The sequence below is a fragment of the Streptosporangium sp. NPDC049248 genome (genome assembly GCF_040678965.1).
Classification (GTDB): Bacteria; Actinomycetota; Actinomycetes; order Streptosporangiales; family Streptosporangiaceae; genus Streptosporangium; species Streptosporangium fukuiense.
In genome coordinates this window covers 54,621-74,790 of record NZ_JBFAQY010000023.1, presented here as the reverse complement: position 1 = coordinate 74,790, position 20,170 = coordinate 54,621, and the positions used below count along the sequence as shown (strand labels likewise).

The window sequence follows — 20,170 nt, the reverse complement described above, 5'->3', positions numbered from 1 at the left end:
CTCAGCGGTCGTCGTCCGCGGAGTCCTTGGGCACCTTGCAGCAGTGCTCCAGGTACAGGGCCGCGCAGACCAGCAGCACGCACACCAGCGCCGACCCGCCGGTGATGAAGAAGTCCTGACGGGGCACCCTCTGGTCGAGCAGTTCGGCGGTGTAGAGAGTGAACCCGGCGAAGAGTCCCGCGAAGACCGCCCCGGCGTACGCGGAGGCCTTGGCCAGGGCCGCCAGCCGGGCCACCGCCAGGGCATCGACGGGCTTGGTGTCGGGCCTGCGCTCGATCCTGGCCTTCGTCATCCACCCGCTGTAGGCCTCGCCGATCGCCAGCACGAGCACCGTCGGGATCGCCGTCCACGGCATGGTCGGCAGGGACACGTAGAGCGGCTTGAGCAGCGCCCAGGTGAGGATGGTGACCACGACGAAGAGCCCGACGAGGACGCCGGGACGGCTGGGCCTCACGCGGCCTCCCGCAGGACCAGCTCGGGGCGGGGCCGCACGTAGTCCTGGTCGAGACCGGCCAGCAGATCGGCCACCCGACGCCCGGACAGGACCGCGTCCGGATCGGCCCGCACCCACGGGACCAGCACGAACGCCCGCTCGTGCGCCCTGGGATGCGGCAGGGTCAGGTCTGGGTCGTCCATCACGACGTCTCCCACGGTGATCAGATCGACGTCCAGGGTGCGCGCTCCCCAGCGCTCCACCCGGACCCGTCCGAAGGCGTTCTCCACACCTTGAGCACGATCGAGGAGGGCCCGGGGTTCCAGCGCGCTCTCGGCGATCACCACCGCGTTGAGGTAGGCACCCTGCTCCGGGCCGCCGACCGGGTCGGTCTCGTAGACCGGCGACACCGCGACGAGCGTGAGCCCCGGCTTGGCGAAGAGGGCGTCGAGCCCGCCCCGCAGAGTGCCGAAGCGGTCGCCCAGGTTACTGCCGAGCGCCAGGACCACCCTCATACCCGGCCCCGGGTGATCGTCACGATCACGTCGTCGAACGGCAGCGGGATCGGCGCGGCGGGCTTGTGCACGCTCACCTCCGCCGACCGGACGAGCTCGCGGGCCAGGCAGACATCGGCCAGGCGCTGGGCCAGGGTCTCGATCAGGTCGACCGGCTCGCCCGCCACGACCCTCGCCAGATCCTCGGCGAGCTCGCCGTAGTGGACCGTCCTGCCGAGGTCGTCGCGGGCCGCCGCGGGCGCCGTGTCGAGGAAGAGCGTGACGTCGACGACGAACTCCTGGCCGAGCTCCCGCTCCGCCGCCAGCACGCCGTGCCGCCCGCGCACCCGCAGCCCCTTCAGGCTGATCCGGTCCGCCACCTGGCCCGACGGCAGGCCGTACGTCGTATCCGCCGGACCCCCCAGCGGGTCCTGGAGCGGATCGCCGATCAGGTCCGCGACGTCGTCGTTGATCCGCAGGGGCCGCTGGTCCTGGGATCCGTCACCGGCCCGTACCTCGGCCACCCGGGAGGCGTTCCCGTCGGGCCGTTCGCCGGTGCGCTCGCTCACGCCACCTCCTCTTCCTCTTCGTCGTCGTCACCCTGCAGCACGGGTGAGCCGTGGTGCAGCCAGAGCCGCCATCCCGCGGACGTGCGCACGAAGGTGTTGCTCGCCACCACCTTGCCCGCGGCGAAGCTGGAATCACCCTCGTCTCCCGCGGTGAGGATGTTCTCCTCACAGGTGAGGATGGCGACGTCACCCAGGACCATGACGCGGACGTCTGTCAGCACGAACTGGATGTAGGGCGTGTTGGCCATGATGAGCGCCCATGAGCGCAGCACCTCCTGCCGGCCGTTCACGATCGGCCACCCGGGGTGCACGCAGCTCACCTGCTCGCCATCGATGTCCTCGGCCCAGATCTCGGTCATCTTGTCGAGGTCGGCGTCCTCGATGGCGGTGTAGAACGCCTGGTTGACCGTCTCGACGGCGGTGGTGTCGACGCTCATGGTCTCGCTCTCTGAACTGCGGCGGCCACACGGACGGCGTCCGCGTTCGGGCGGACATCGTGCACACGCACGCACCAGGCCCCCGCCTGGGCGACGAGGGCGGTCACGGCGAGCGTGGCGTCGTCACTGCGGCTGAAAGGACGCGGTGTGCCGTCCGGGGCGGCCAGCAGGCGACCCAGGAATCGTTTCCGTGAGGCCCCGACGAGCAGCGGACGGCCCAGTTCGGCGAGCCTGTCGAGGCCCGCGATCAGAGCCCAGTTGTGGTCGGGGTTCTTGGAGAAGCCCAACCCCGGGTCGAGCACGATCTGTTCCTCCGCCACCCCCTCGGCCAGCACGGACTCGACCCGCTTGGTGAGCTCCTGGCAGACCTCGGTCACCACGTCGTCGTACACGGCCCGCTCCTGCATGGCGTGGCTGTGCCCCCGCCAGTGCATCACCACGTACGGCACGCCGGATGCGGCCACGACCCTGGGCATCGCCGGGTCGGCCAGCCCTCCGCTGACGTCGTTGACCAGTTTCGCCCCGGCCTCCACCGCCACCTGGGCGACCTCGGCCCGCATGGTGTCGACGCTGACGGCGACCCCCGCGCGGCTCAGCTCCCTGATGACCGGCTCGACCCTGGCCACCTCCTCCTCCAGCGGCACCCGCGCGGCGCCCGGCCTGGTGGACTCGCCTCCCACATCGACGATGTCGGCCCCCTGCTCGACCAACTCCAGGCCGTGGCGCACGGCCTCCGCGGGGTCGAACCATCGGCCGCCGTCGGAGAAGGAGTCGGGAGTCACGTTGACCACGCCCATCACGAGACACCGGCCCACGTCCGGCAGCCCGGGCACACTCCACGTAGTCATGCGGACAAGCCTAGGCGTTGCGTACCGTCCGCCCGTCTCGCGGGTCCGGCTTGTGCCGCCACGGATCCGTACACCCGTCACGGAGCGGACGGCCTTTGGTCGGGGTGTCCGGCCTGCATCCGTCCTCCTCCGGGGGGACCCTGGGCGTGTTCGCCGCGATCCGAAGATCGCAGAGCACCCGGCCCTGCCGGGTATGGCGATATTAGCCGGATCAAGGTCAGCTTGGGGGATTTCTCTGGGCGACAACGCGGAACCCCGCCCGGGCCGCCGGCGGGCGGTCCTGACGGGGTTGTCGCGGACGCTCTGGGAGACGGGGATCAGCGGATGATCAGGGCCATCGCCTCGGCGCGGGTCCTGTCGCTGTTGCGGAAGTCCCCGCGCACCGCCGAGGTGATCGTCTTGGCGCCGGGCTTGCGGACGCCCCGCATGGTCATGCAGAGGTGCTCACACTCGATCACGACGATGACCCCGCGCGGCTCCAGCACCTCCATGAGCGCGTCGGCGATCTGGGAGGTCATCCGCTCCTGCACCTGGGGACGCCTGGCGTAGACGTCGACCAGGCGGGCGAGTTTGGACAGGCCGGTGACCTGCCCCTTCTCGTTGGGGATGTAGCCGACGTGGGCCACACCGTGGAACGGCACGAGGTGGTGCTCGCAGGTCGAGTAGACCTCGATGTCGCGGACCAGCACCATCTCGTCGTGGTCGACGTCGAAGACCGTGGTCAGCACGTCCTCGGGGGTCTGCCCCAGTCCGGCGAACTGCTCCGCGTAGGCACGGGCGACCCGGGCCGGGGTGTCCCGGAGACCGTCGCGGTCGGGATCCTCACCGATGGCGATGAGGATCTCGCGGACCGCGCTCTCCAGCCGGACCGTGTCGACCGGCAGTGGCTTGACACCCACGCTCAGTTCCCGTCCCTCTGCACGGGGTCGGGCTGGCCCGAGCCGTTGGGGAGGGCGCCGTTACCCTCGGTCACCTGCTCACCGGGGGGAAGCGAGCCGTTGCCGGACTGCTCCTTGCGGGACAGGATCGGCGGGCGGTTGGAAGGCAGCCGCTTGCCGTAGCCGGAGTAGGAGGGCCTCTTCTCCTTGACGACGACCGGGGCGAAGATCTGCAGAACCTGCTCGCGGGAGAGAGTCTCCTTCTCCATCAGCTCCAGCACCAGGTTGTCGAGCACGTCGCGGTACTCGACGAGGATCTCCCAGGCCTGGTCGTGGCCCGACTCGATGAGGCGGCGGACCTCCTCGTCGATCGTGGAGGCGATCTTCTCGGAGTAGTCGCGCTCGTGTCCCATCTCACGGCCGAGGAAGACCTCGGCGTTGCCACTGCCGAACTTACGGGCGCCGAGCTGCTCGCTCATGCCGTACTCGGTGACCATGCGGCGGGCGATGGAGGTGGCCTTCTCGATGTCGTTGGAGGCGCCGGTGGTGGGCTCGTGGAAGACGAGCTCCTCAGCCGTGCGGCCACCGAGCAGCATCGCGAGCTGGTCCAGCATCTCCGAGCGGGTCGCCAGGAACTTGTCCTCCATCGGCAGCGTCATCGTGTAGCCGAGGGCGCGTCCGCGGGACAGGATCGTGATCTTGTGGACCGGGTCGGAGTTGGGCAGCGCGTGCGCGACCAGGGCGTGACCGCCCTCGTGGTACGCGATGATCTTCTTTTCCTGGTCCGACATGACCCGGGACTTGCGCTCCGGACCGGCCATCACGCGGTCGATGGACTCCTCAAGGAGCTCCATCGTGATCAGCTTCTGGTCGGCCCGCGCGGTGAGCAGCGCGGCCTCGTTGATCACGTTGGCCAGGTCGGCACCGGTGAAACCGGGCGTCCTGCGGGCGATGATGTCGAGGTCGACGCCCTCGGCGAACGGCTTGCCACGACCGTGCACCTTGAGGATGCCCTTGCGGCCCTCCAGGTCGGGGCGGTCGACGGTGACCTGGCGGTCGAAACGGCCGGGACGCAGCAGCGCCGGGTCGAGGATGTCGGGCCGGTTGGTCGCGGCGATCAGGATCACGCCGCCCTTGACGTCGAAGCCGTCCATCTCGACGAGGAGCTGGTTCAGCGTCTGCTCGCGCTCGTCGTGACCACCGCCGAGACCGGCGCCGCGGTGGCGGCCCACCGCGTCGATCTCGTCGATGAAGATGATCGCCGGGGCGTTCGCCTTGGCCTGCTCGAACAGGTCGCGGACTCGCGAGGCGCCGACGCCGACGAACATCTCCACGAAGTCGGAACCGGAGATGGAGTAGAACGGCACCCCGGCCTCACCGGCGACGGCCCTGGCGAGCAGGGTCTTACCGGTTCCCGGCGGGCCGTAGAGCAGCACACCCTTGGGGATCTTGGCGCCGATCGCCTGGAACTTGGCCGGGGCCTGCAGGAACTCCTTGATCTCCTGGAGTTCCTCGATGGCCTCGTCGGCACCCGCCACGTCGGCGAAGGTGGTCTTCGGAGTGTCCTTGGTGATGAGTTTGGCCTTCGACTTGCCGAAGTTCATCACCCGGGAGCCGCCACCCTGCATCTGGTTCATGATGAACAGGAAGATCAGCACGATGATGACGATCGGCAGGAAGCTCACCAGGAGGCTGAGGAGGAAGTTCTCCTTGGGCACGTCGACGGTGTAGCCCTTGTCGAGCTTCTTCGCCCCGACGGCGGTCTGGAGTTGGTCGGCGAGCTGAACGCCCTGGCCGGTCACCCACGAGGAGTAGTAGCGCTTGCCGTCGGTCAGCGTGACCTCGATGCGCTGTTCCTTGTCGATGATCTTCGCGTTGGAGACCTTGCCCTCGCTGATCCAGCTGATGATCTGAGAGGTGTCTCTCTTCTCGAAGTTGCCGTCGCCGCCCCACATGGTGGTGACGAGAAGCAGCAGAACGACGATGCCCAGGATCCACAGCAGTGGCCCACGTGTAAATCGCTTGAGATCCATCCGATGCGGAACCCCGGCGGGCCCGTCCCTTCCTGACCAGAGCCTGGCAACCCCGGGCGGACCCGGGGTTCGCGGTATCCCTAACCGCTCCAACTGACTGTCCGAAAGCGGCGGAGGCCACCTCTTCGGTCGTCCGAAGGTACACCGGCGTGGCGCGCGGGGTCACCGCGCGGACAGCACCGGCTTTCTCTACCAACGTACGTCAGGTAGGTCCGTGTTCCCCGCCGCTATGGGCAATGTCGCGTTTGTGAATGACACACTTCGCGCAGGGCGTACTTTTCAGTCCGCTCCGTACACGTGCGGCGCGAGAGTTCCGATGAAGGGGAGGTTGCGGTAGCGCTCGGCGTAGTCGAGGCCGTAACCGATGACGAACTCGTTGGGAATGTCGAAACCGATGTACTTGACGTCGATCGGCACCTTGACCGCGTCCGGCTTGCGCAGCGCGGCGCATATCTCCACCGAGGCGGGGTTGCGCGACTTCAGGTTGTGCACCAGCCACGACAGGGTCAGGCCCGAGTCGATGATGTCCTCGACGACCAGCACGTGGCGGCCGGCGATGTCGGTGTCGAGGTCCTTGAGCACCCGCACGACGCCCGACGACCTGGTGCCCGCTCCGTAGGACGACACCGCCATCCAGTCCATCTGCACCGGCACGTGCAACGCCCTCGCCAGATCCGCCATCACCATGACCGCGCCCTTGAGCACGCCCACGATCAGCAGATCCCGGCCCGCGTAGTCCTCGTCTATCCGGCTCGCGAGCTCCTTGATCTTGGCCTGGAGCTCTTCCTCGGGAATGAGGACCTTAGAGAGGTCCTTGCCCATGTCGGCTGCGTCCACCTGGGATTTTTCCTTACGAAACGGGGCTGACTGACTGTCTGGCGAGTATCAGGGTGTCATACCGGCGGATCGCCCCCACCCCCCCGGGCACCTCTATCCGCCGCTGTCCCCGCCACTGGGTGACCAGACGGTCCACCTGCAGGACGTGCGAGGCCGCGAGAGTGCCGGGTGGTGCCCCCGCGTCGATCGCCGCTCTCCGCAGCACCCTGCGGCGCACGGCCGCGGGAAGGTGTTCCAGGTCCCGTACGGCCATCGTCACCGGCCCGATATCGCTAAGAGCGCAATCTCGTACCGCGACACGGGCGTAGACCTCGGCGGCCCAGGCGTCGAGCGCGTCGGCGTCGTCACGGCAGAGATCGGCGGTCCTGGCGAGTGCCTCGGCGACGCCGGGGCCGAGTTCGTCCTCCAGGGCGGGGAGCAGCCGCTCGCGGACCCGGACCCGGGCGTAGCGGGCGTCGAGGTTGTGCGGGTCGTCCCACGGGGACAGGCCGAGCGCCGCGCAGGCCGCCACCGTCGTCGCGCGGCCGAGCCCCAGCAGCGGCCGCCGGTAGATCCCGGTCCGCGCGGGCATCCCGGCCAGCGACCGGGTGCCGCTCCCCCTGGCCAGCCTGAGCAGCACGGTCTCCGCCTGGTCGTCCCTGGTGTGCCCGAGCAGCACCACCGCCGCCCCGAGGCGCTCGGCGGCCTGTGACAGGGCCGTGTACCTGGCCGCTCTGGCCGCCGCCTCAGGGCCTCCCGAGGTGCCGACGGAGACCGCGAGCGCCTCGGCGAGGTCGAGCCCCAGACCGGGTGCGAGCCGCACCACGTCGGCCGCGCGCTCCCCGGAGCCCGCCTGCAGGCCGTGGTCGACGGTCAGCAGGCCGGCGCGGAGCCCGGCCCTGGGCGCGGCGAAACCCAGCGCGGCGGCCAGGGCCAGGGAGTCCGCGCCACCGCTGCACGCGGCCAGCACCAGCTCGCCCGGTTCCAGGTGGCCCAGCGCGTGCCGTACGGCACGGCGGACGTCGGCGACGGCGGGATGCGGACCCATGCTCGCCATTGTCCGGCCTCGGACGGGGGGGTGGCGCCGCGCGTCCCCCTCGGGCTCTTTCGGGCCCTAGCCGGAAGTGCCGCCGACCTCGGAGATGGCCGGGGCGTCGATCACCCTGGCGATCCACCGCTCGGGCTTGGAGATCTCTCCCTGGGTGGGAAGGGTCTCGGGCGAGGTCCAGACCTTGTTGAAGCCGTCGATGCCCACCTGGCCCACGACGGTGCGGACGAAGGCCGATCCCTCGGCGTACTGCTTCATCTTGAGGTCGAGGCCGAGCAGCTTGCGGATCGTGCGGTCGAAGCGGGAACCGCCCTCGCGGCGGTGGTGGAACTTGGCCCGGATGTCGGCGACCGAGGGGACCACCGAGGGGCCGACCGCGTCCATGACGTAGTCGCCGTGCCCCTCGACCAGGGTCATCACCGCGGTGAGCCGGTCGAGGATCACCTTCTGCTCGGGCGTCTGGATCGCGTCGATCAGGTTGCCCTCGCCGCCCCTGATGACGTCCGTGAACGTGCCGGCGGCCGAGCGGAGCCGCTCCAGCAGCGCGGGCAGGTCGATGTCGGAGGCCAGCAGGAAGTCCGTCGTCTGCGTCCTGACGTACTCGCGCAGCCAGTGGACTCCGGTGAACTGCACCCGGTGGGTCTCCTCGTGCAGGCAGACCCAGAGGCGGAAGTCATCGGGGTTGACGTTGAGCTCGTGCTCGGCGTGGACGATGTTGGGCGCCACCAGGGTGAGGCGCCCCGTGGCCGCCTGGCCGGTCGGGTCCGGCGGCAGGAACAGCTCGTACTGCCCGAGGACACGGGAGGCGAGAAAGGCCAGCACCGCGCCCACCTCGATCCCGGTGACGCGCGAGCCCATCGCGCCCACGATCGCCGGCGTCTGGCCGGCGCGGGCGGCCATCCGCTCGGTGAGCGGCTCCAGCACCACCCGGAACCCGTCGATGTTGGCCTTGATCCAGCCGGGCCTGTCGACGATGGTCGCGGGCTGTGGCGCGGTCTCGGTGTCGATTCGGGTGAACTCGCGGACGTGCCCCTCGGCCTCACGCGAGAGCCGCCGCAAATCGGCGACGGCCTGCCGGGCCTCCTCTCGGCTCACTTGCGGCCCGGGGCGCACCAGGCGCGTTCCGGTCGCTACGGCAAGATCCCAGTCGATCACCTGCATACCGTCCACCGTACGTGCTCCCTTCCCGGGCCGCGCACCCGGAACCTGTGATCAACTGGCGGCCACCACCGCCGCGAGCCTGTCGAGGGCCGCCTCCGCCTTGCCCCAGCCGGGTGGCACGTCGTCCGCCATGAAGGCGAAGGTCACCAGGCGTCCGGCGCGCGTGGTGGTCATACCCGCCAGCGTGTTGACCCCGTCCAGGGTGCCCGTCTTGGCGCGGACGAGCCCGTAGGCGGAGCGCGTCTTGTCGAACCTGTGCCCGAGGGTGCCGCTGAAGCCGGCGATCGGCATGCCGCTGACGATCGGGTTCAGGCCGGGATTGGCCGGGGAGGCCGCCACCGCGACCAGGCGGGCCAGGGCCTCGGGGGTGATGCGGTTTCTGGGGGACAGCCCGCTGCCGTCGAAGACCAGCACGCCCTTGCCCGCGCCGAGCCTGGCCAGCACCTTGGCGACGGCCCGGGCGCCACCGTCGAAGGAGGCGGGCTCGCCCTCCTTGATCGCCACGTGCCTGGCCAGCGCCTCGGAGAGGTCGTTGTCGCTGAGCGTGAGTGCCCGCTCGACCAGGGCGTAGACCGGCGCGGACTCGACCCTGGCGATCTCCTGGGCACCGGCCGGCGCCGTGGCCCGCCTGGCGGACTTGGAGACCGTGATGCCGTACTTCGACAGCAGCGACACGAACGCGCCGTGCGCCGCGCGGGAGGGGTCCGAGGTTCTCTGGCCGCCGCTGGAGACCCTGCCCTCGTCGACCATGAGCGCGGTGACGGGGGCCACGCTGCCCTCGGGCACGTAGCCCGGCTTCCACGACGCGGCGGTGCGCGGCCCCACGTAGAGGGAGTCGTCGTAGGCCACCGTCACCTTGGACGTCCCCGCCGCCTTGAGCGCCCTGGCGGTGCGCGAGGCGAGGGTGGCGAGCGAGGCGGGCTTGGGATAGACCTGGCTCGCCGCCGTTCTCGGGCTCGCCAGGGTGGGGTCGCCGCCGCCGACGAGGACGATCGAGCCCGGCGAGGAGCCCCGCACCACCCGGGTGCTCAGCCTGGTGTCGGGCCCCAGCGAGGCCAGCGAGGCGACAGAGGTGACGACCTTGGTGGTGGAGGCGGGGGTGATGCCCTTGGCCTCGTGGCTGCCGAACAGCACGGCGCCCGTCTCCGCGTCGACGACCACCGCCCCGACGCTTCCCCCCAGGGCGGGGTCCCCCAGCGCCTCGGTCAACCGCCCTGCCAAAGTACTCTTGGCGGGGAGAGGTCCGTTCCCCCCCGCGGCCAGCACCGGACCCGCGGTGATGACCGGGACGGGGGGCGGCGCCGCCGGCGCGACACGCTCGGACTCACCTTTGACCAGCGCACCGCTGGTGATCAGGTGTGCCCCGGCCGCGACGACGAAAATCTGCAGCAGGACGAGAGTGACCAAGGCCACCCACCGCTCACGCCGCATTACGTCGCCGACCTCTCATCATCAGTACCCAAAAGGCATAAAACGCCTACGAGACATTAACGCCCAACCGGGGGTGCCCGGGGGTCTGAGTGGAGGAAACGCGGTGGAGTTCGACGTTCTCGTTGAGATTCCCAAGGGGCAACGGAACAAGTACGAGGTGGACCACGAGTCAGGCCGCATCAGGCTCGACCGCATGCTCTTCACCTCCACGCAGTACCCCGCCGACTACGGCTTCATCGAAGACACGCTGGGCGAGGACGGTGATCCCCTCGACGCCCTGGTGCTGCTCCAGGAGCCGACCTTCCCCGGCTGCCTGATCAAGTGCCGCGCGGTCGGTATGTTCCGCATGACCGACGAGAAGGGCGGCGACGACAAGGTCCTCTGCGTCCCCGCCACCGACCCCCGGATGGAGCACATCCGCGACATCCACCACGTGCCGGAGTTCGACCGCCTGGAGATCCAGCACTTCTTCGAGGTCTACAAGGACCTGGAGCCCGGCAAGTCGGTCGAGGGCGCCAACTGGGTCGGCAGGGTGGAGGCCGAGGAGGAGATCGTCCGTTCCATCAAGCGCGCCCAGGACGAGGCCCCCGGCAAGCACTGAGCCGTCACGGGTGACGGCTCAGTGCCGCTGAGCCGTCACGCGGGGCGGGTCGCGCCGATGAGGTCGCTGCGCCACATCGGCGCGACCCGGACCACGTCCCCCGTCTGCGGGGCGTGCACCATCAGCCCCCGGCCGACGTAGATCCCCACGTGGTGGATGTCTCCGGGGTTCCCCGTGGCCTGCCCGTAGAAGAGCAGGTCGCCCCGGCGGAGCTCGCTGAGCCGCACGTGCGGGCCCGAGGTCCACTGGGTGCCGGTCCAGTGGTCCATGACGATCCCGACCCGCTCCCAGGCCCGCATGGTCAGCCCCGAGCAGTCATAGGCGGCCGGTCCGTCGGCCGCCCACACGTACGGCTTGTCGAGCTGGGTGAGCGCCCAGTCCGCGGCGATGTCGCCCCTGGCCGACTCGGCGGTCACGTTGAGCGCCCAGCGCGACACGGGCTCCCCCGAGGCCACTCCCATCCGAGCCGCCTCGCGGCGCATCGCGGCCGCCTGGTATCGGGCGCGCTCGGCGTTCTCCCTGGCGACCCTGGCCTGCTCCAGAGCCACCTCGCGCTCCCTGGCGAGTTTCTCGGCCGTACTCCGCGCCTCGTCGGCCAGCTTCTCCAGCCGCGCCTGCTCCTCCTCGATCCGCCGGGTCTCGTCGACCTGTCTGGCGACGGCCTCCTCCGCGGCCTGCTTCGCCTCCGCGGCCTCCGCCTGCGCCTCCCGCTGCCCGGCGTACGCGTCCTCCGCCTGGGCCTGCAGGATGGCGAAGACCTCCTGGGACTCCCGCAGTTGCTTGAGCGTCTCGGCCTGTCCTCCGCCCATGTGGGCCAGAATGCTGGCCCTGCGCAGGTAGCCGTCGTCCGTGGGGCCGCCGTTGCCGGTCATCATGGCCATCATGGGCTGGGCGATGTCCAGTCCCCCGTAGCTCTGGGCGGTGATCGCGGCCACCGCCTCGCGGGCCTTGGCGACCTGGGAGCCGGCGGCCTTCGCCCGCTCGGCCGCCTGGACCGAGAGCTCCTTGGCGCGAGCCGTCTTGACGAGCTCCCCGTTGTACGACTCGACGAGCCTCTCCGCAGTGGTGACCAGCTCCTCCAGCCTGGCCCGCGCCTCGGCGACCAGGACCGTGGTCTCGCCGAGCCGCTCGCCACGCTCGCGGGCCATGGCCCGCGCCTCGGCGACCTCGTCGGCCGACGGGCCCGTCACGCCGCCGGGCGCGGCATCGTCGGCCGGCCCCGACCGGCCGGGCACGGCGCCGGCGGGGAGTCCCTGCCCGGCGATCAGGCAGCAGGCCAGGCCCGCCACCGCGGCGGCATGGCGGCGCCGTCTGACTGAATGCATGCGTCTCCCCCCGGAGTCCCCCTTGAACACCGCTTGCCGCGGTCTCACCGCGGAGCGCGGCGCGTCGCCGCTTGCCAGGCGGCCTACCTCAACATTCCCATTCGTCACTCTACGCACACATGACACTCACGCCGCGTAGTCATCGCCCGCCACAATACCGCCGCTCGCGGAGGGCTCGGCCCGTACCGCCGAAGGGATGCCGAAAGCGTCTCGACGCTCAGACGGCCGGCGTGCTGCCGCCCGGAGGCCGCCGCTCGACGAGGGGTGTGACCGGCCCTCGCGGTGAGGTGGAAGGCCCGGAGAACGCGGGAGAGCCGGGCGGCGGGGGATGCGATCCGGGAAATGTCGGCCGGGAGGCGTCCGGGGACCGCCGCTGAGCGGCCCGCGGATGGCCGAGGACTCCCCGCGGCCCGGGACGCGGAGGTCTCAGGTCTCCCCGTGACGGCCCGGGGCCTGTGGACGGAGCCTGCGGGTCGGCGGGCGGCGGCACGGGGCCGGCATACGGCGGCCGAGGATTCGCCCGCGGCGGCCGGGGGTCCGCCTGCGGGGGCCGGGGGGTCACGCGGGGCGGCCCATGTTCTCCTCGCGGGGGCCTCGGACCGCCCGGGTCCGTCGATCGGTGTGTGTCACGGCAGGGACGGAGGGGCCGGTGCCCGTGGTGGTCGCGGTGCGGGGGGCGCCCGTCCGGCGCACCGGCCCCGGGAGCCCCCGGCAGCACCGGTCCGCCGGCTGAAGGTCTGTTGTCCGGCGGTGCGGGCGGGGTCTCCGCCGGGCGGCCGGTCGGGCCCGGCGCCGGCACCGGCCGGTCGGTCTCGGAGCCGGGCCCGGTGACGCCGACCGGCTCCGTCACTCCGAGCGAGCCGGTCCGCCCGACGGCCGTTTCCGCGCGGACGGGCTCCGGCGCCGGCGGCACGTTCACCCGCCGGCGCTCCCCTGACCGGCCGGGCTCCTCGGGTCCGCGGTACTCCTCCGGCCTCTGGCGCCCCTCCGGCCGCCGGGCGGCCGGAGGCTCCGCCGACGCCGAGAACATCCCCGAGGCGGCACCGGGACTCGCCTCCCCGGACCGGAGGGTGGTCTGGGTGAGGAGCAGAGCGAGCGCCGCCGACGCGGCGACCGCGACCGCCGTACCGGCCATCACGTAGGGCCGGCGACGACCTCCGCGTGCCGTACCGGCGGGAAACCCGGCAGCGTCTAGGGGGCCGACCCGGTGGGCGACGTCGTGCCGGTAGGGGATCCGCCCGGGGTCGGTGAAGCAGTCCATCACCCGCGCGCGCAGCGTCGGCGGCGGCGCGACCACCGGGAGCAGGTCGAAGACCTTGGCCGCGGAGACCTGCCTGACCCGGTGCGGGGCGCAGGTGTCGCACCGGTTCACATGGCGGATCACCCGCTCGCGCGCCCGCGCGGTGAGCTCGCCGGCGAAGCCGGTCAGCACGCGGGCTCGGCTCGCGCAGTCGTGGGGTCCCTTGCGGACGAGGACCTCCGCGGTGACGGTGTCGCGCAGCCGCTCCCTCGCCGATTCGTACCGCGCTGCCGCGACCTTGGCGGTGACGCCCAGGACCGCGGCGAGGTCGACGGGCCCGAATCCGTGCCGGCAGCTCAGATCGAGGACCTCCCGGTCCTCGGGCGGCAGGCTCCGGGTGGCGTTCCACGCCATCACCCGCAGGTCCGCCTCGCCGACGCCCGCGGGAACGGGGACCCGCGGGTCGGGCTCCCCGGCTGGATCGCGCCGCACGCACTCCCCCCGAGCGAGTGCGTACAGCCACGCCTCCAGCCGGCGGGAGTCGGCGAGCGCGTGAACATGGGCCTCGGCCGCGACGAAGGTGTCAAGGAACGCCAGTTCCGCGTCCGCCGAGACGCCGAGCATTGAATGGCAGTATCGATAGACGCTTTCCGCATACGAGTCGTAGAGGCGGGAAAGGGCCGCAGGTTCCCTCGCGCGCAACGCTTCGACCAGGACACCGTCAGTCACGCAACCGAAGGTAAACGATTGGCGACCGTAAGTTCCAGCCGTTTCTACGCGGTGACTCCAACTGTCTCAGCGGAGTCAACAAAATTGGTGAACCATCCCTGGCGACCCGTAATCATAAACATTGAAAAATAGTCATTTATCGCGCTTATCGGTATGGCACGGAGAGAATTCCCGATCACGGGTGGGCGGCGCTCGCGAGCGGGGCCTGCCTGCCCCGGTCCTTGGCGAACGGGGGCATCCTCGGCTTGACCGTGTGCAGGGGCAGCGCGCCGCCGAGGGCGAGCTGCTCGAAGGGACGGCTGCTCGACCCCCAGGTGCGCGCGGTCACCTCGGCGGAGGCGATGTCGCGGGTGTTCTGGACACTCTTGATCTGCAGGATGAACCGGCGGTTCTCACCCGCCTGGAGGTTGTCCACGAACGTGCTCCCGCCGCCGAGCAGCTTGCCCCGCTTGTCGCGCAGGAGCGCGGTGACGGCCAGGCTGCGGGTCGGCATCACGTACGGGGTGCCGACATAGCCGGTGACGAGATAGTTGCCGTCGGCGGTGCGGTCGGTCAGCACGCCGCGGACCGGGAAGGGCTGGAAGGCCGAGACGATCCGTCCGGCCAGATGCCAGCGTGCCGGGCGGTACGCGATGCTCACGTCGGCGGGCCTGTCCTGGGTCACCACCTGGCCCGTGAAGGGCAGGGTTCCGGCGGGAGGCACCGCGTCCAGCGGCTGTTCCAGCCGGACCACCTCCTTGCCCTCGGCGTTCTTGGCCACCACGGTGGCCACGATGTGCTCGCCGAAGTGCCACGGATTGGTGTTGGCCAGCACTCCTGCCCAGTTCACCACATACCCATCGTCACCCTTGATGATGGACGATGCCTGCTCCCTGACCGCGATCGGCTGGAGCGCGGCGGCCCGCTTCTTCTCCACCTCCTCATCGGTGCATCCGGCACTTCCGATGAGGAGCAGGAGGGCGAGGGCGCCGACGATTCGGGTGCTGTGCGTCACCTAGCCGTGATAACCGGTGGCGACACCGCTCCCACTCCGACGCGCCGGGAACGACCCGAGTCTTTACCTCTGGCGGACCACCCTGGTCTCGTCCCACACCGGCTCGGACGATTCGTAGACCTTTCCATCGGCCCCGAAGACCAGGTACCGGTCGAAGTCGTCGGCGAACCAACGGTCGTGGGTCACCGCGACCACGGTCCCGTCGAAGGCGTCCAGCCCTTCCTGGAGAGCCTCGGCGCTGGCCAGGTCGAGGTTGTCCGTCGGCTCGTCCAGCAGCAGCAGGGTGGTGCCGGACAGTTCGAGCAGCAGGATCTGCAGCCGGGCCTGCTGCCCCCCGGAGAGCGTCTCGAAACGCTGTTCGGCGATGGTTCCGGCCAGCTCGTAGCGGGACAGCGCCTTCATCGCCTCGTTCTTGAGCCGGGCGTGCTCGGTCATGACGATCTCGCAGGGCGTCCGGCCGATGAGCTCAGGGCGAGCGTGCGTCTGGGCGAAATGCCCGGGGACGACCCGGGCGCCGAGCCTGGCCACCCCGGTGTGCCTGACCTCCTCCCCGGCGATCAGGCGCAGGAAGTGCGACTTGCCCGAGCCGTTGGAGCCCAGCACCGCGACCCGCTCGCCGTACCAGATCTCCAGGTCGAACGGCTTCATCAGGCCGGTGAGCTCAAGCCGCTCGCAGATCACCGCCCGCTTGGCGGTCCGGCCGCCCTTCAGCCGCATGCTGATGAACTGCTCCTTGGGCGCCGCCTCCGGCGGCCCGGCCTCCTCGAACCTGCGCAGCCGGGTCTGGGCCGAGTGGTAGGCGGCGGCCATGGTGTCCATGTACTTGGCCTTCTGCTTGAGCATCAGGACCAGCCGCTTGATCTTGGCGTGCTCCTCGTCCCAGCGCTTCTTCAGCTCGTCGAGGCGCTCGTTGCGCTCCCTGCGCGCCTGGGCGTAGCCGCCGAACCCCCCGCCGTGCACCCAGATGTTGCCGGACTCGACGGTGATGATCCGGTCCGCCGCGTTGGCCAGCAGCTGCCGGTCGTGGCTGACCAGCAGCACGGTCTTCGGGGTCTCCCTGAGCGCCTGCTCCAGCCAGAGCTTGCCGGGCACGTCGAGGTAGTTGTCCGGCTCGTCGAGCAGCAGCGTCTGGTCGGGACCGCGCAGCAGCGCCTCCAGCACCAGCCGCTTCTGCTCACCGCCCGACAGCGTGTTGACCTCGCGGTACTTGCAGTCGTCGTACGGCATGCCGAGCGCGGCCATCGCGCAGGTGTCCCAGAGCACCTCGATGTCGTAGCCGCCGGCGTCGCTGTAGTCGGTGATGGCCTGCGCGTAGCGCATCTGGGCCTTCTCGTCCTCGCGCTCCATCATCACCAGCTCGGCGGCCTCCAGCTTCGCCGCCGCCTCCCGCACCCGCTGCGGGGCGACACTGACCAGCAGGTCGTGCACGGACCGGCCGTCCCGGATGCTGCCGATGAACTGCCGCATGATCCCCAGGCCGCCGGAGCTGGCGACGCTCCCGTCGACAGGCTGCAGGTCACCCGCGATCAGCCGCATCAACGTCGTCTTGCCCGCCCCGTTGGGCCCGACGAGCGCCGCCTTGACCCCCTCGCCGACCCGGAAGGACACGTCGTCCAGCAACGGCCGCCCATCCGGCAGAACGTACGTCAGATGACCGACTTCAACGTGCCCCACGACAATTCCCTCCATAGGTCCTCGCGCAGGGTACCTGCCACTTCAACCACCGGGCATCCTGATTTCCCGGTTGCGGCACGACGTGGTGATCCGGTCACCGGCGTCCTCTGCATTCGGTCTCTGCGGCGTTCGCGAACTCACGGGTTCGGCCTTGTGGGCCTAGCAGGGAGCGGCATCCGAGAATCGACTGGGCCGCCGGAGCGCCGACACGAACCATTCGTAGTCGATCTTTTACAGAGCGCAATGAACTTGCTATAGATGCATAGTACTATGCATCTATGAGGGCGACTCCACCCCTGCTGTTACCGTTACTTCGTTCCAACGCCGTTGGCGAGTTGCTCGCCTGGTTGTACCTCCACCCGGAAAACGAGTATTCGACGATCGACCTCGCCGTACGGACAGGCGCGTCCCAGTCGACAGTAAGCCGTGAAGCTGACCGGTTCGCCGCTGCCGGACTGACCCGGGAAAGACGACACGGCAACCTCCGTCTCATCCGCGCTGACACCGACACGATCGTTGCCAAACCGCTCACCGACCTGTTGGCGGTGACCTTCGGACCGCTCGCCGTCCTGCCGCCCCTTCTCCACTCAATCTCCGGCATCGACGAGGCGTACCTGTACGGCTCCTGGGCCGCCCGGTACGCGAACCAAGCCGGTCCGCCACCCCGTGACGTCGACGTCCTCATCGTGGGATCCGCAGACGACGACGAACTCTACGACGCGGCGAGGACAGCCGAACGGGTCCTCGACCGTGAAGTGAACATCAACCGGATCTCGCCGACCTCTTGGAACGTCGATCTGGACGACCCGTTCGTGGCATCCCTCCGTAGCAAACCTCTCTGCTCCCTGATTCGGAAGCGGAGCACCTCATGAGATGGATGCAGGGACGCGATCGGATCGATGCGATGCTGGCCTCAGGCCGGTTGGAACGAGTGCCACCAAGCAGAGAACATGCGGACACCCTGCTCACTCAGGCCGAACGACATATCCAACTCGCCCGCAGCGGCTTCACGACAGATCCGACAGGTGCGTACCGGCTTCTCTACGACGCCTCCAGAAAAGCCCTCGCGTCCATCCTGGAGAACCAGGGGCTGCGAGCCACCAGCAGGAGCGGACACCTCGCGGTGCTGGACGCGGTCACGGCTCAGCTGGACCCTCCGCTCGGGCAGGCACTCCGTTCCTTCGACCGGATGCGCCGCCGTCGCAACAGCGCCGAATACCCTCGCGATCACTCCCGAGGACGTCGTCCAGGACCTGGAGAAAGCCACGGAGTTCCAGGTACTCGCCGCCAAGGTGCTGGACCAGATGAGCCCGTACTGAAACGGCCGATCAACGGGTCTAGCGGCCGTTACCCGAGGTGATGCCGCTGTAGGAACCGACCACCTTGACCTGGCCGAGTTCGGCGTTCTTCGGCGGGATGTGGGCGGCGACCTGGATCAGCTCGATGAGCTTCATATAGCTGTAGTACCTGCCGGGCAGGAGCCCGTTGTCCTGATGGCAGACGTGGTTGCGCCTCGGCACCTGGTGTACGTCATAGTGCCGGGTCCGTTCGATGGTGGTGAAGGCGAGCGCTCCGCCGTCGGCCGTACGCAAAGCGTAGGAGGGGTACGCGGTGGCCGGGCAGGCACTCTCGGTGAGCTTGGCGTACGGATTCACATTGAGGCGGTTGGTTGCGGCGCCGGTGGTGAGCCGGTCGGCGGCGAAGCGGCTCTTGGATGTCGCGGCGCCCTTGCCAACCGGCTGGGCGGCGTAGACGGAGAAAGGTCCCGTTCCCCTCCGGCGAGAACCCGTTCCGGCTCTCCGGGAGACAGCAGGCATGGAACCACGAGGACTGAAATGACCGCGCAGCCGGTGGAAACGGCCGAGACGGATGACGCCGAGCTGATCCGCCGCTCGCGTGATGATCCTGAGCAGTTCGCCGTGCTGTTCGACCGCTACGCCCACCAGATCCACCACTACGTCGCCCGGCGGCTGAGCACCCAGGCGGCCGACGACATCACGGCGGAGACGTTCCTGGCGGCTTTCCGCCGTCGCGACTCCTACAACCTGGCCCGACCGCTGGCCAGGCCCTGGTTGTACGGCATCGCGACCACCCTGGTCGCCAGGCACCGGCGCGACGAGGAGCGGTTCCTGCGGGCGCTGAGCCGTACGGGGGTGGACCCGTTGCCGGAACCGATGGCCGACACGGTGCTCAGCCGCGTCGCCGCGCAGGAAGAGGAGCGACGGATCGCGAAGGCGTTGGCGGGGCTGTCGCGCGGTGACCGTGACGTGCTGCTGCTGGTCGCGTGGGGTGACCTGTCCTACGAGGAGGTCGCGCAGGCGCTCGGCGTCCCGGTGGGGACCGTGCGCTCCCGACTGCACCGCGCGCGCAAGAAGGCAAGGACCGCCTTCGGCGGCGACCCGACCCGGGAGGAGAAGCAGTGAAAGGGATCCAGCGGTTCCGCGCGTCCGTTCCGACGATCACCCGCGAGGCGGAGGAGTCGGCCCGTGCCCGCCTCCTGCACGAGATCCACGCCCTGCCCGCACCCGCGCGGCGGCGCCTGCCCCGGCTGGCCTGGAGGATCGCGCTCGCCGGTGCGCTCTCGGTGGTGATCGGTGTCGGTGCGGTTCGGTTGCAGGCGCCCTCGACAACGCCAGTGGCCAGCGTCCAAGAGCTCAGCGAGCGCGCGGCCGAGGCGGCCGAGGCTCGCGGAAGGGTAAAGCCCTCGCCGGACCAGTGGCTGTACATCAGGGAGAAGCTGGCCGCACCCGGCGACGGGGGCGGCGTGAATCTCGACGAACGCACCACCAGTGAGATGTGGACCAGCGTGGACGGCAAGCAGACCGCCTGGTATCAGCCCGGCGGCGAACTGCTCGTTCAGGGCACCCATCCCGGAATCTCCGCGGCCGACCTGGCCGAGCCTCCCATCACCCCGCAGGAACTGCTCAGCCGGATCGACAAGGTCACGGCGGAGTCCATGGCCAGGATGTTCAACAGCGATGGCAGCCCACATGAGGAGTCCAGGGAGCAGCGGCTCTTCCAGGCGATCTACCAGCTCATGGGCGAGCAGGCTCTCAGCCCGGAGGTACGCGCCGCCCTGTTCCGCGCACTGCCCCTGATCGAGGGAGTGGCCGTGCGTCCGGATGCCGTGGACGCCGAGGGCCGGCACGGGGTGGCCTTCAGCCACACCGACGACTGGGCACGCTACGAGCTCATCCTGAGCCCGGATGATTTCCGCTACCTGGGGACGTACGGGGTCACTGTCGCAGACCGCACGATCAGGTACACGGGCTCGGACCCGGTCTTCCTACCGGCGGGCACCCCTCTCGTGCTCAGCGCCCAACTGGAGACCCACCTGGTCGACAAGGCCGGGCAACGACCTTAGGACATCCTCGCCGATCGACCCCCTTCCAGGGCAGGAAGGGGGTCATATCCTGCATGTGGGCTGACCGGCCTCACCGTGCCCCACGGCGATTCCTC

20 protein-coding genes are annotated in these 20,170 nt (G+C 69.9%); 4 read left to right on the top strand and 16 right to left on the bottom strand.

What is annotated here, in order from left to right; all coding sequences use genetic code 11:
• Nucleotide 1: 1 nt before the first annotated feature.
• The 11 genes from AB0K21_RS32270 to dacB all read right to left on the bottom strand — a co-directional run bounded on the left by AB0K21_RS32270 (nt 2) and on the right by dacB (nt 10,130).
• Entirely contained in the window at nt 2-454 is a 453-nt protein-coding gene (locus AB0K21_RS32270) for a DUF3180 domain-containing protein (protein ID WP_343962191.1), read from the bottom strand.
• The gene (gene folK, locus AB0K21_RS32265; protein ID WP_343962189.1) at nt 451-948 is read right to left on the bottom strand and encodes a 2-amino-4-hydroxy-6-hydroxymethyldihydropteridine diphosphokinase; all 498 of its coding nucleotides are present in this window, start codon (nt 946-948) and stop codon (nt 451-453) included. Before folK ends, AB0K21_RS32270 begins: the two co-directional genes overlap by 4 nt.
• Entirely contained in the window at nt 945-1,307 is a 363-nt protein-coding gene (folB, locus tag AB0K21_RS32260; RefSeq protein ID WP_343962501.1) for a dihydroneopterin aldolase, read from the bottom strand. Before folB ends, folK begins: the two co-directional genes overlap by 4 nt.
• Nucleotides 1,308-1,492: 185 nt before the next feature.
• A complete protein-coding gene (locus AB0K21_RS32255) occupies nt 1,493-1,933 on the bottom strand; it encodes a nuclear transport factor 2 family protein (RefSeq protein WP_030905684.1) in 441 nt (146 codons plus the stop codon).
• Nucleotides 1,930-2,781: a dihydropteroate synthase gene (gene folP / locus AB0K21_RS32250; protein WP_343962186.1), complete on the bottom strand. Its 852-nt coding sequence runs from the start codon at nt 2,779-2,781 to the stop codon at nt 1,930-1,932. The genes AB0K21_RS32255 and folP overlap by 4 nt, the downstream gene beginning before the upstream one ends.
• 317 nt (nt 2,782-3,098) lie before the next feature.
• Entirely contained in the window at nt 3,099-3,680 is a 582-nt protein-coding gene (gene folE, locus AB0K21_RS32245; RefSeq protein ID WP_343962184.1) for a GTP cyclohydrolase I FolE, read from the bottom strand.
• 2 nt (nt 3,681-3,682) lie between these two features.
• A complete protein-coding gene (gene ftsH, locus AB0K21_RS32240) occupies nt 3,683-5,692 on the bottom strand; it encodes an ATP-dependent zinc metalloprotease FtsH (protein WP_343962182.1) in 2,010 nt (669 codons plus the stop codon).
• Between the two features lie 279 nt (nt 5,693-5,971).
• Nucleotides 5,972-6,529 (bottom strand): hypoxanthine phosphoribosyltransferase, encoded by a 558-nt coding sequence (hpt, locus tag AB0K21_RS32235; protein ID WP_343962180.1) that lies wholly within the window; start codon nt 6,527-6,529, stop codon nt 5,972-5,974.
• Nucleotides 6,530-6,542: 13 nt separating this feature from the next.
• Nucleotides 6,543-7,556: a tRNA lysidine(34) synthetase TilS gene (gene tilS, locus AB0K21_RS32230; RefSeq protein ID WP_364155443.1), complete on the bottom strand. Its 1,014-nt coding sequence runs from the start codon at nt 7,554-7,556 to the stop codon at nt 6,543-6,545.
• 66 nt (nt 7,557-7,622) lie between these two features.
• The gene (locus AB0K21_RS32225; RefSeq protein WP_343962499.1) at nt 7,623-8,717 is read right to left on the bottom strand and encodes a zinc-dependent metalloprotease; all 1,095 of its coding nucleotides are present in this window, start codon (nt 8,715-8,717) and stop codon (nt 7,623-7,625) included.
• A gap of 51 nt (nt 8,718-8,768) precedes the next feature.
• Nucleotides 8,769-10,130 carry a D-alanyl-D-alanine carboxypeptidase/D-alanyl-D-alanine-endopeptidase gene (dacB, locus tag AB0K21_RS32220; RefSeq protein ID WP_343962176.1) on the bottom strand — a complete coding sequence of 454 codons (1,362 nt, stop codon included), beginning with the start codon at nt 10,128-10,130 and terminating at the stop codon, nt 8,769-8,771.
• Between the two features lie 121 nt (nt 10,131-10,251).
• Here dacB and AB0K21_RS32215 point away from each other — a divergent pair, with 121 nt between their 5' ends.
• Nucleotides 10,252-10,749 (top strand): inorganic diphosphatase, encoded by a 498-nt coding sequence (locus tag AB0K21_RS32215; RefSeq protein ID WP_030905709.1) that lies wholly within the window; start codon nt 10,252-10,254, stop codon nt 10,747-10,749.
• Between the two features lie 35 nt (nt 10,750-10,784).
• On the opposite strand, the gene AB0K21_RS32210 is transcribed toward AB0K21_RS32215, so the two are convergent.
• The 4 genes from AB0K21_RS32210 to AB0K21_RS32195 all read right to left on the bottom strand — a co-directional run bounded on the left by AB0K21_RS32210 (nt 10,785) and on the right by AB0K21_RS32195 (nt 16,711).
• On the bottom strand, nt 10,785-12,074 hold the full coding sequence (locus AB0K21_RS32210; protein ID WP_364155442.1) for an NlpC/P60 family protein: 1,290 nt from the start codon (nt 12,072-12,074) through the stop codon (nt 10,785-10,787).
• Between the two features lie 217 nt (nt 12,075-12,291).
• Nucleotides 12,292-14,043 carry a sigma factor gene (locus AB0K21_RS32205; RefSeq protein WP_364155440.1) on the bottom strand — a complete coding sequence of 584 codons (1,752 nt, stop codon included), beginning with the start codon at nt 14,041-14,043 and terminating at the stop codon, nt 12,292-12,294.
• Nucleotides 14,044-14,218: 175 nt separating this feature from the next.
• A complete protein-coding gene (locus AB0K21_RS32200; RefSeq protein WP_343966705.1) occupies nt 14,219-15,037 on the bottom strand; it encodes a hypothetical protein in 819 nt (272 codons plus the stop codon).
• A 63-nt stretch (nt 15,038-15,100) separates the two neighbouring features.
• Nucleotides 15,101-16,711, bottom strand: a complete 1,611-nt coding sequence (locus AB0K21_RS32195; RefSeq protein WP_343966707.1) for an ATP-binding cassette domain-containing protein — start codon at nt 16,709-16,711, stop codon at nt 15,101-15,103.
• Between the two features lie 278 nt (nt 16,712-16,989).
• Between AB0K21_RS32195 and AB0K21_RS32190 the strand changes: the two genes are divergently transcribed.
• Entirely contained in the window at nt 16,990-17,583 is a 594-nt protein-coding gene (locus AB0K21_RS32190; protein WP_364155437.1) for a hypothetical protein, read from the top strand.
• A gap of 465 nt (nt 17,584-18,048) precedes the next feature.
• On the opposite strand, the gene AB0K21_RS32185 is transcribed toward AB0K21_RS32190, so the two are convergent.
• A complete protein-coding gene (locus AB0K21_RS32185) occupies nt 18,049-18,528 on the bottom strand; it encodes a hypothetical protein (protein WP_364155435.1) in 480 nt (159 codons plus the stop codon).
• Nucleotides 18,529-18,546: 18 nt separating this feature from the next.
• Here AB0K21_RS32185 and AB0K21_RS32180 point away from each other — a divergent pair, with 18 nt between their 5' ends.
• Together AB0K21_RS32180 and AB0K21_RS32175 are read left to right on the top strand one after the other, a co-directional pair.
• Nucleotides 18,547-19,134 (top strand): RNA polymerase sigma factor, encoded by a 588-nt coding sequence (locus tag AB0K21_RS32180; RefSeq protein ID WP_364155433.1) that lies wholly within the window; start codon nt 18,547-18,549, stop codon nt 19,132-19,134.
• Entirely contained in the window at nt 19,131-20,075 is a 945-nt protein-coding gene (locus AB0K21_RS32175; protein WP_364155431.1) for a CU044_5270 family protein, read from the top strand. Before AB0K21_RS32180 ends, AB0K21_RS32175 begins: the two co-directional genes overlap by 4 nt.
• The last annotated feature ends 95 nt before the right edge of the window (nt 20,076-20,170 follow it).

Coding starts and splice junctions, on each gene's coding strand:
- AB0K21_RS32255 (WP_030905684.1), bottom strand. CDS start 1,933: ATGAGCGTCGACACCACCGCCGTCGAGACGGTCAACCAGGCGTTCTAC.
- folK (WP_343962189.1), bottom strand. CDS start 948: ATGAGGGTGGTCCTGGCGCTCGGCAGTAACCTGGGCGACCGCTTCGGC.
- AB0K21_RS32190 (WP_364155437.1), top strand. CDS start 16,990: ATGAGGGCGACTCCACCCCTGCTGTTACCGTTACTTCGTTCCAACGCC.
- AB0K21_RS32210 (WP_364155442.1), bottom strand. CDS start 12,074: ATGCATTCAGTCAGACGGCGCCGCCATGCCGCCGCGGTGGCGGGCCTG.
- AB0K21_RS32180 (WP_364155433.1), top strand. CDS start 18,547: ATGACCGCGCAGCCGGTGGAAACGGCCGAGACGGATGACGCCGAGCTG.
- AB0K21_RS32185 (WP_364155435.1), bottom strand. CDS start 18,528: ATGCCTGCTGTCTCCCGGAGAGCCGGAACGGGTTCTCGCCGGAGGGGA.
- folP (WP_343962186.1), bottom strand. CDS start 2,781: ATGACTACGTGGAGTGTGCCCGGGCTGCCGGACGTGGGCCGGTGTCTC.
- tilS (WP_364155443.1), bottom strand. CDS start 7,556: ATGGGTCCGCATCCCGCCGTCGCCGACGTCCGCCGTGCCGTACGGCAC.
- ftsH (WP_343962182.1), bottom strand. CDS start 5,692: ATGGATCTCAAGCGATTTACACGTGGGCCACTGCTGTGGATCCTGGGC.
- AB0K21_RS32225 (WP_343962499.1), bottom strand. CDS start 8,717: ATGCAGGTGATCGACTGGGATCTTGCCGTAGCGACCGGAACGCGCCTG.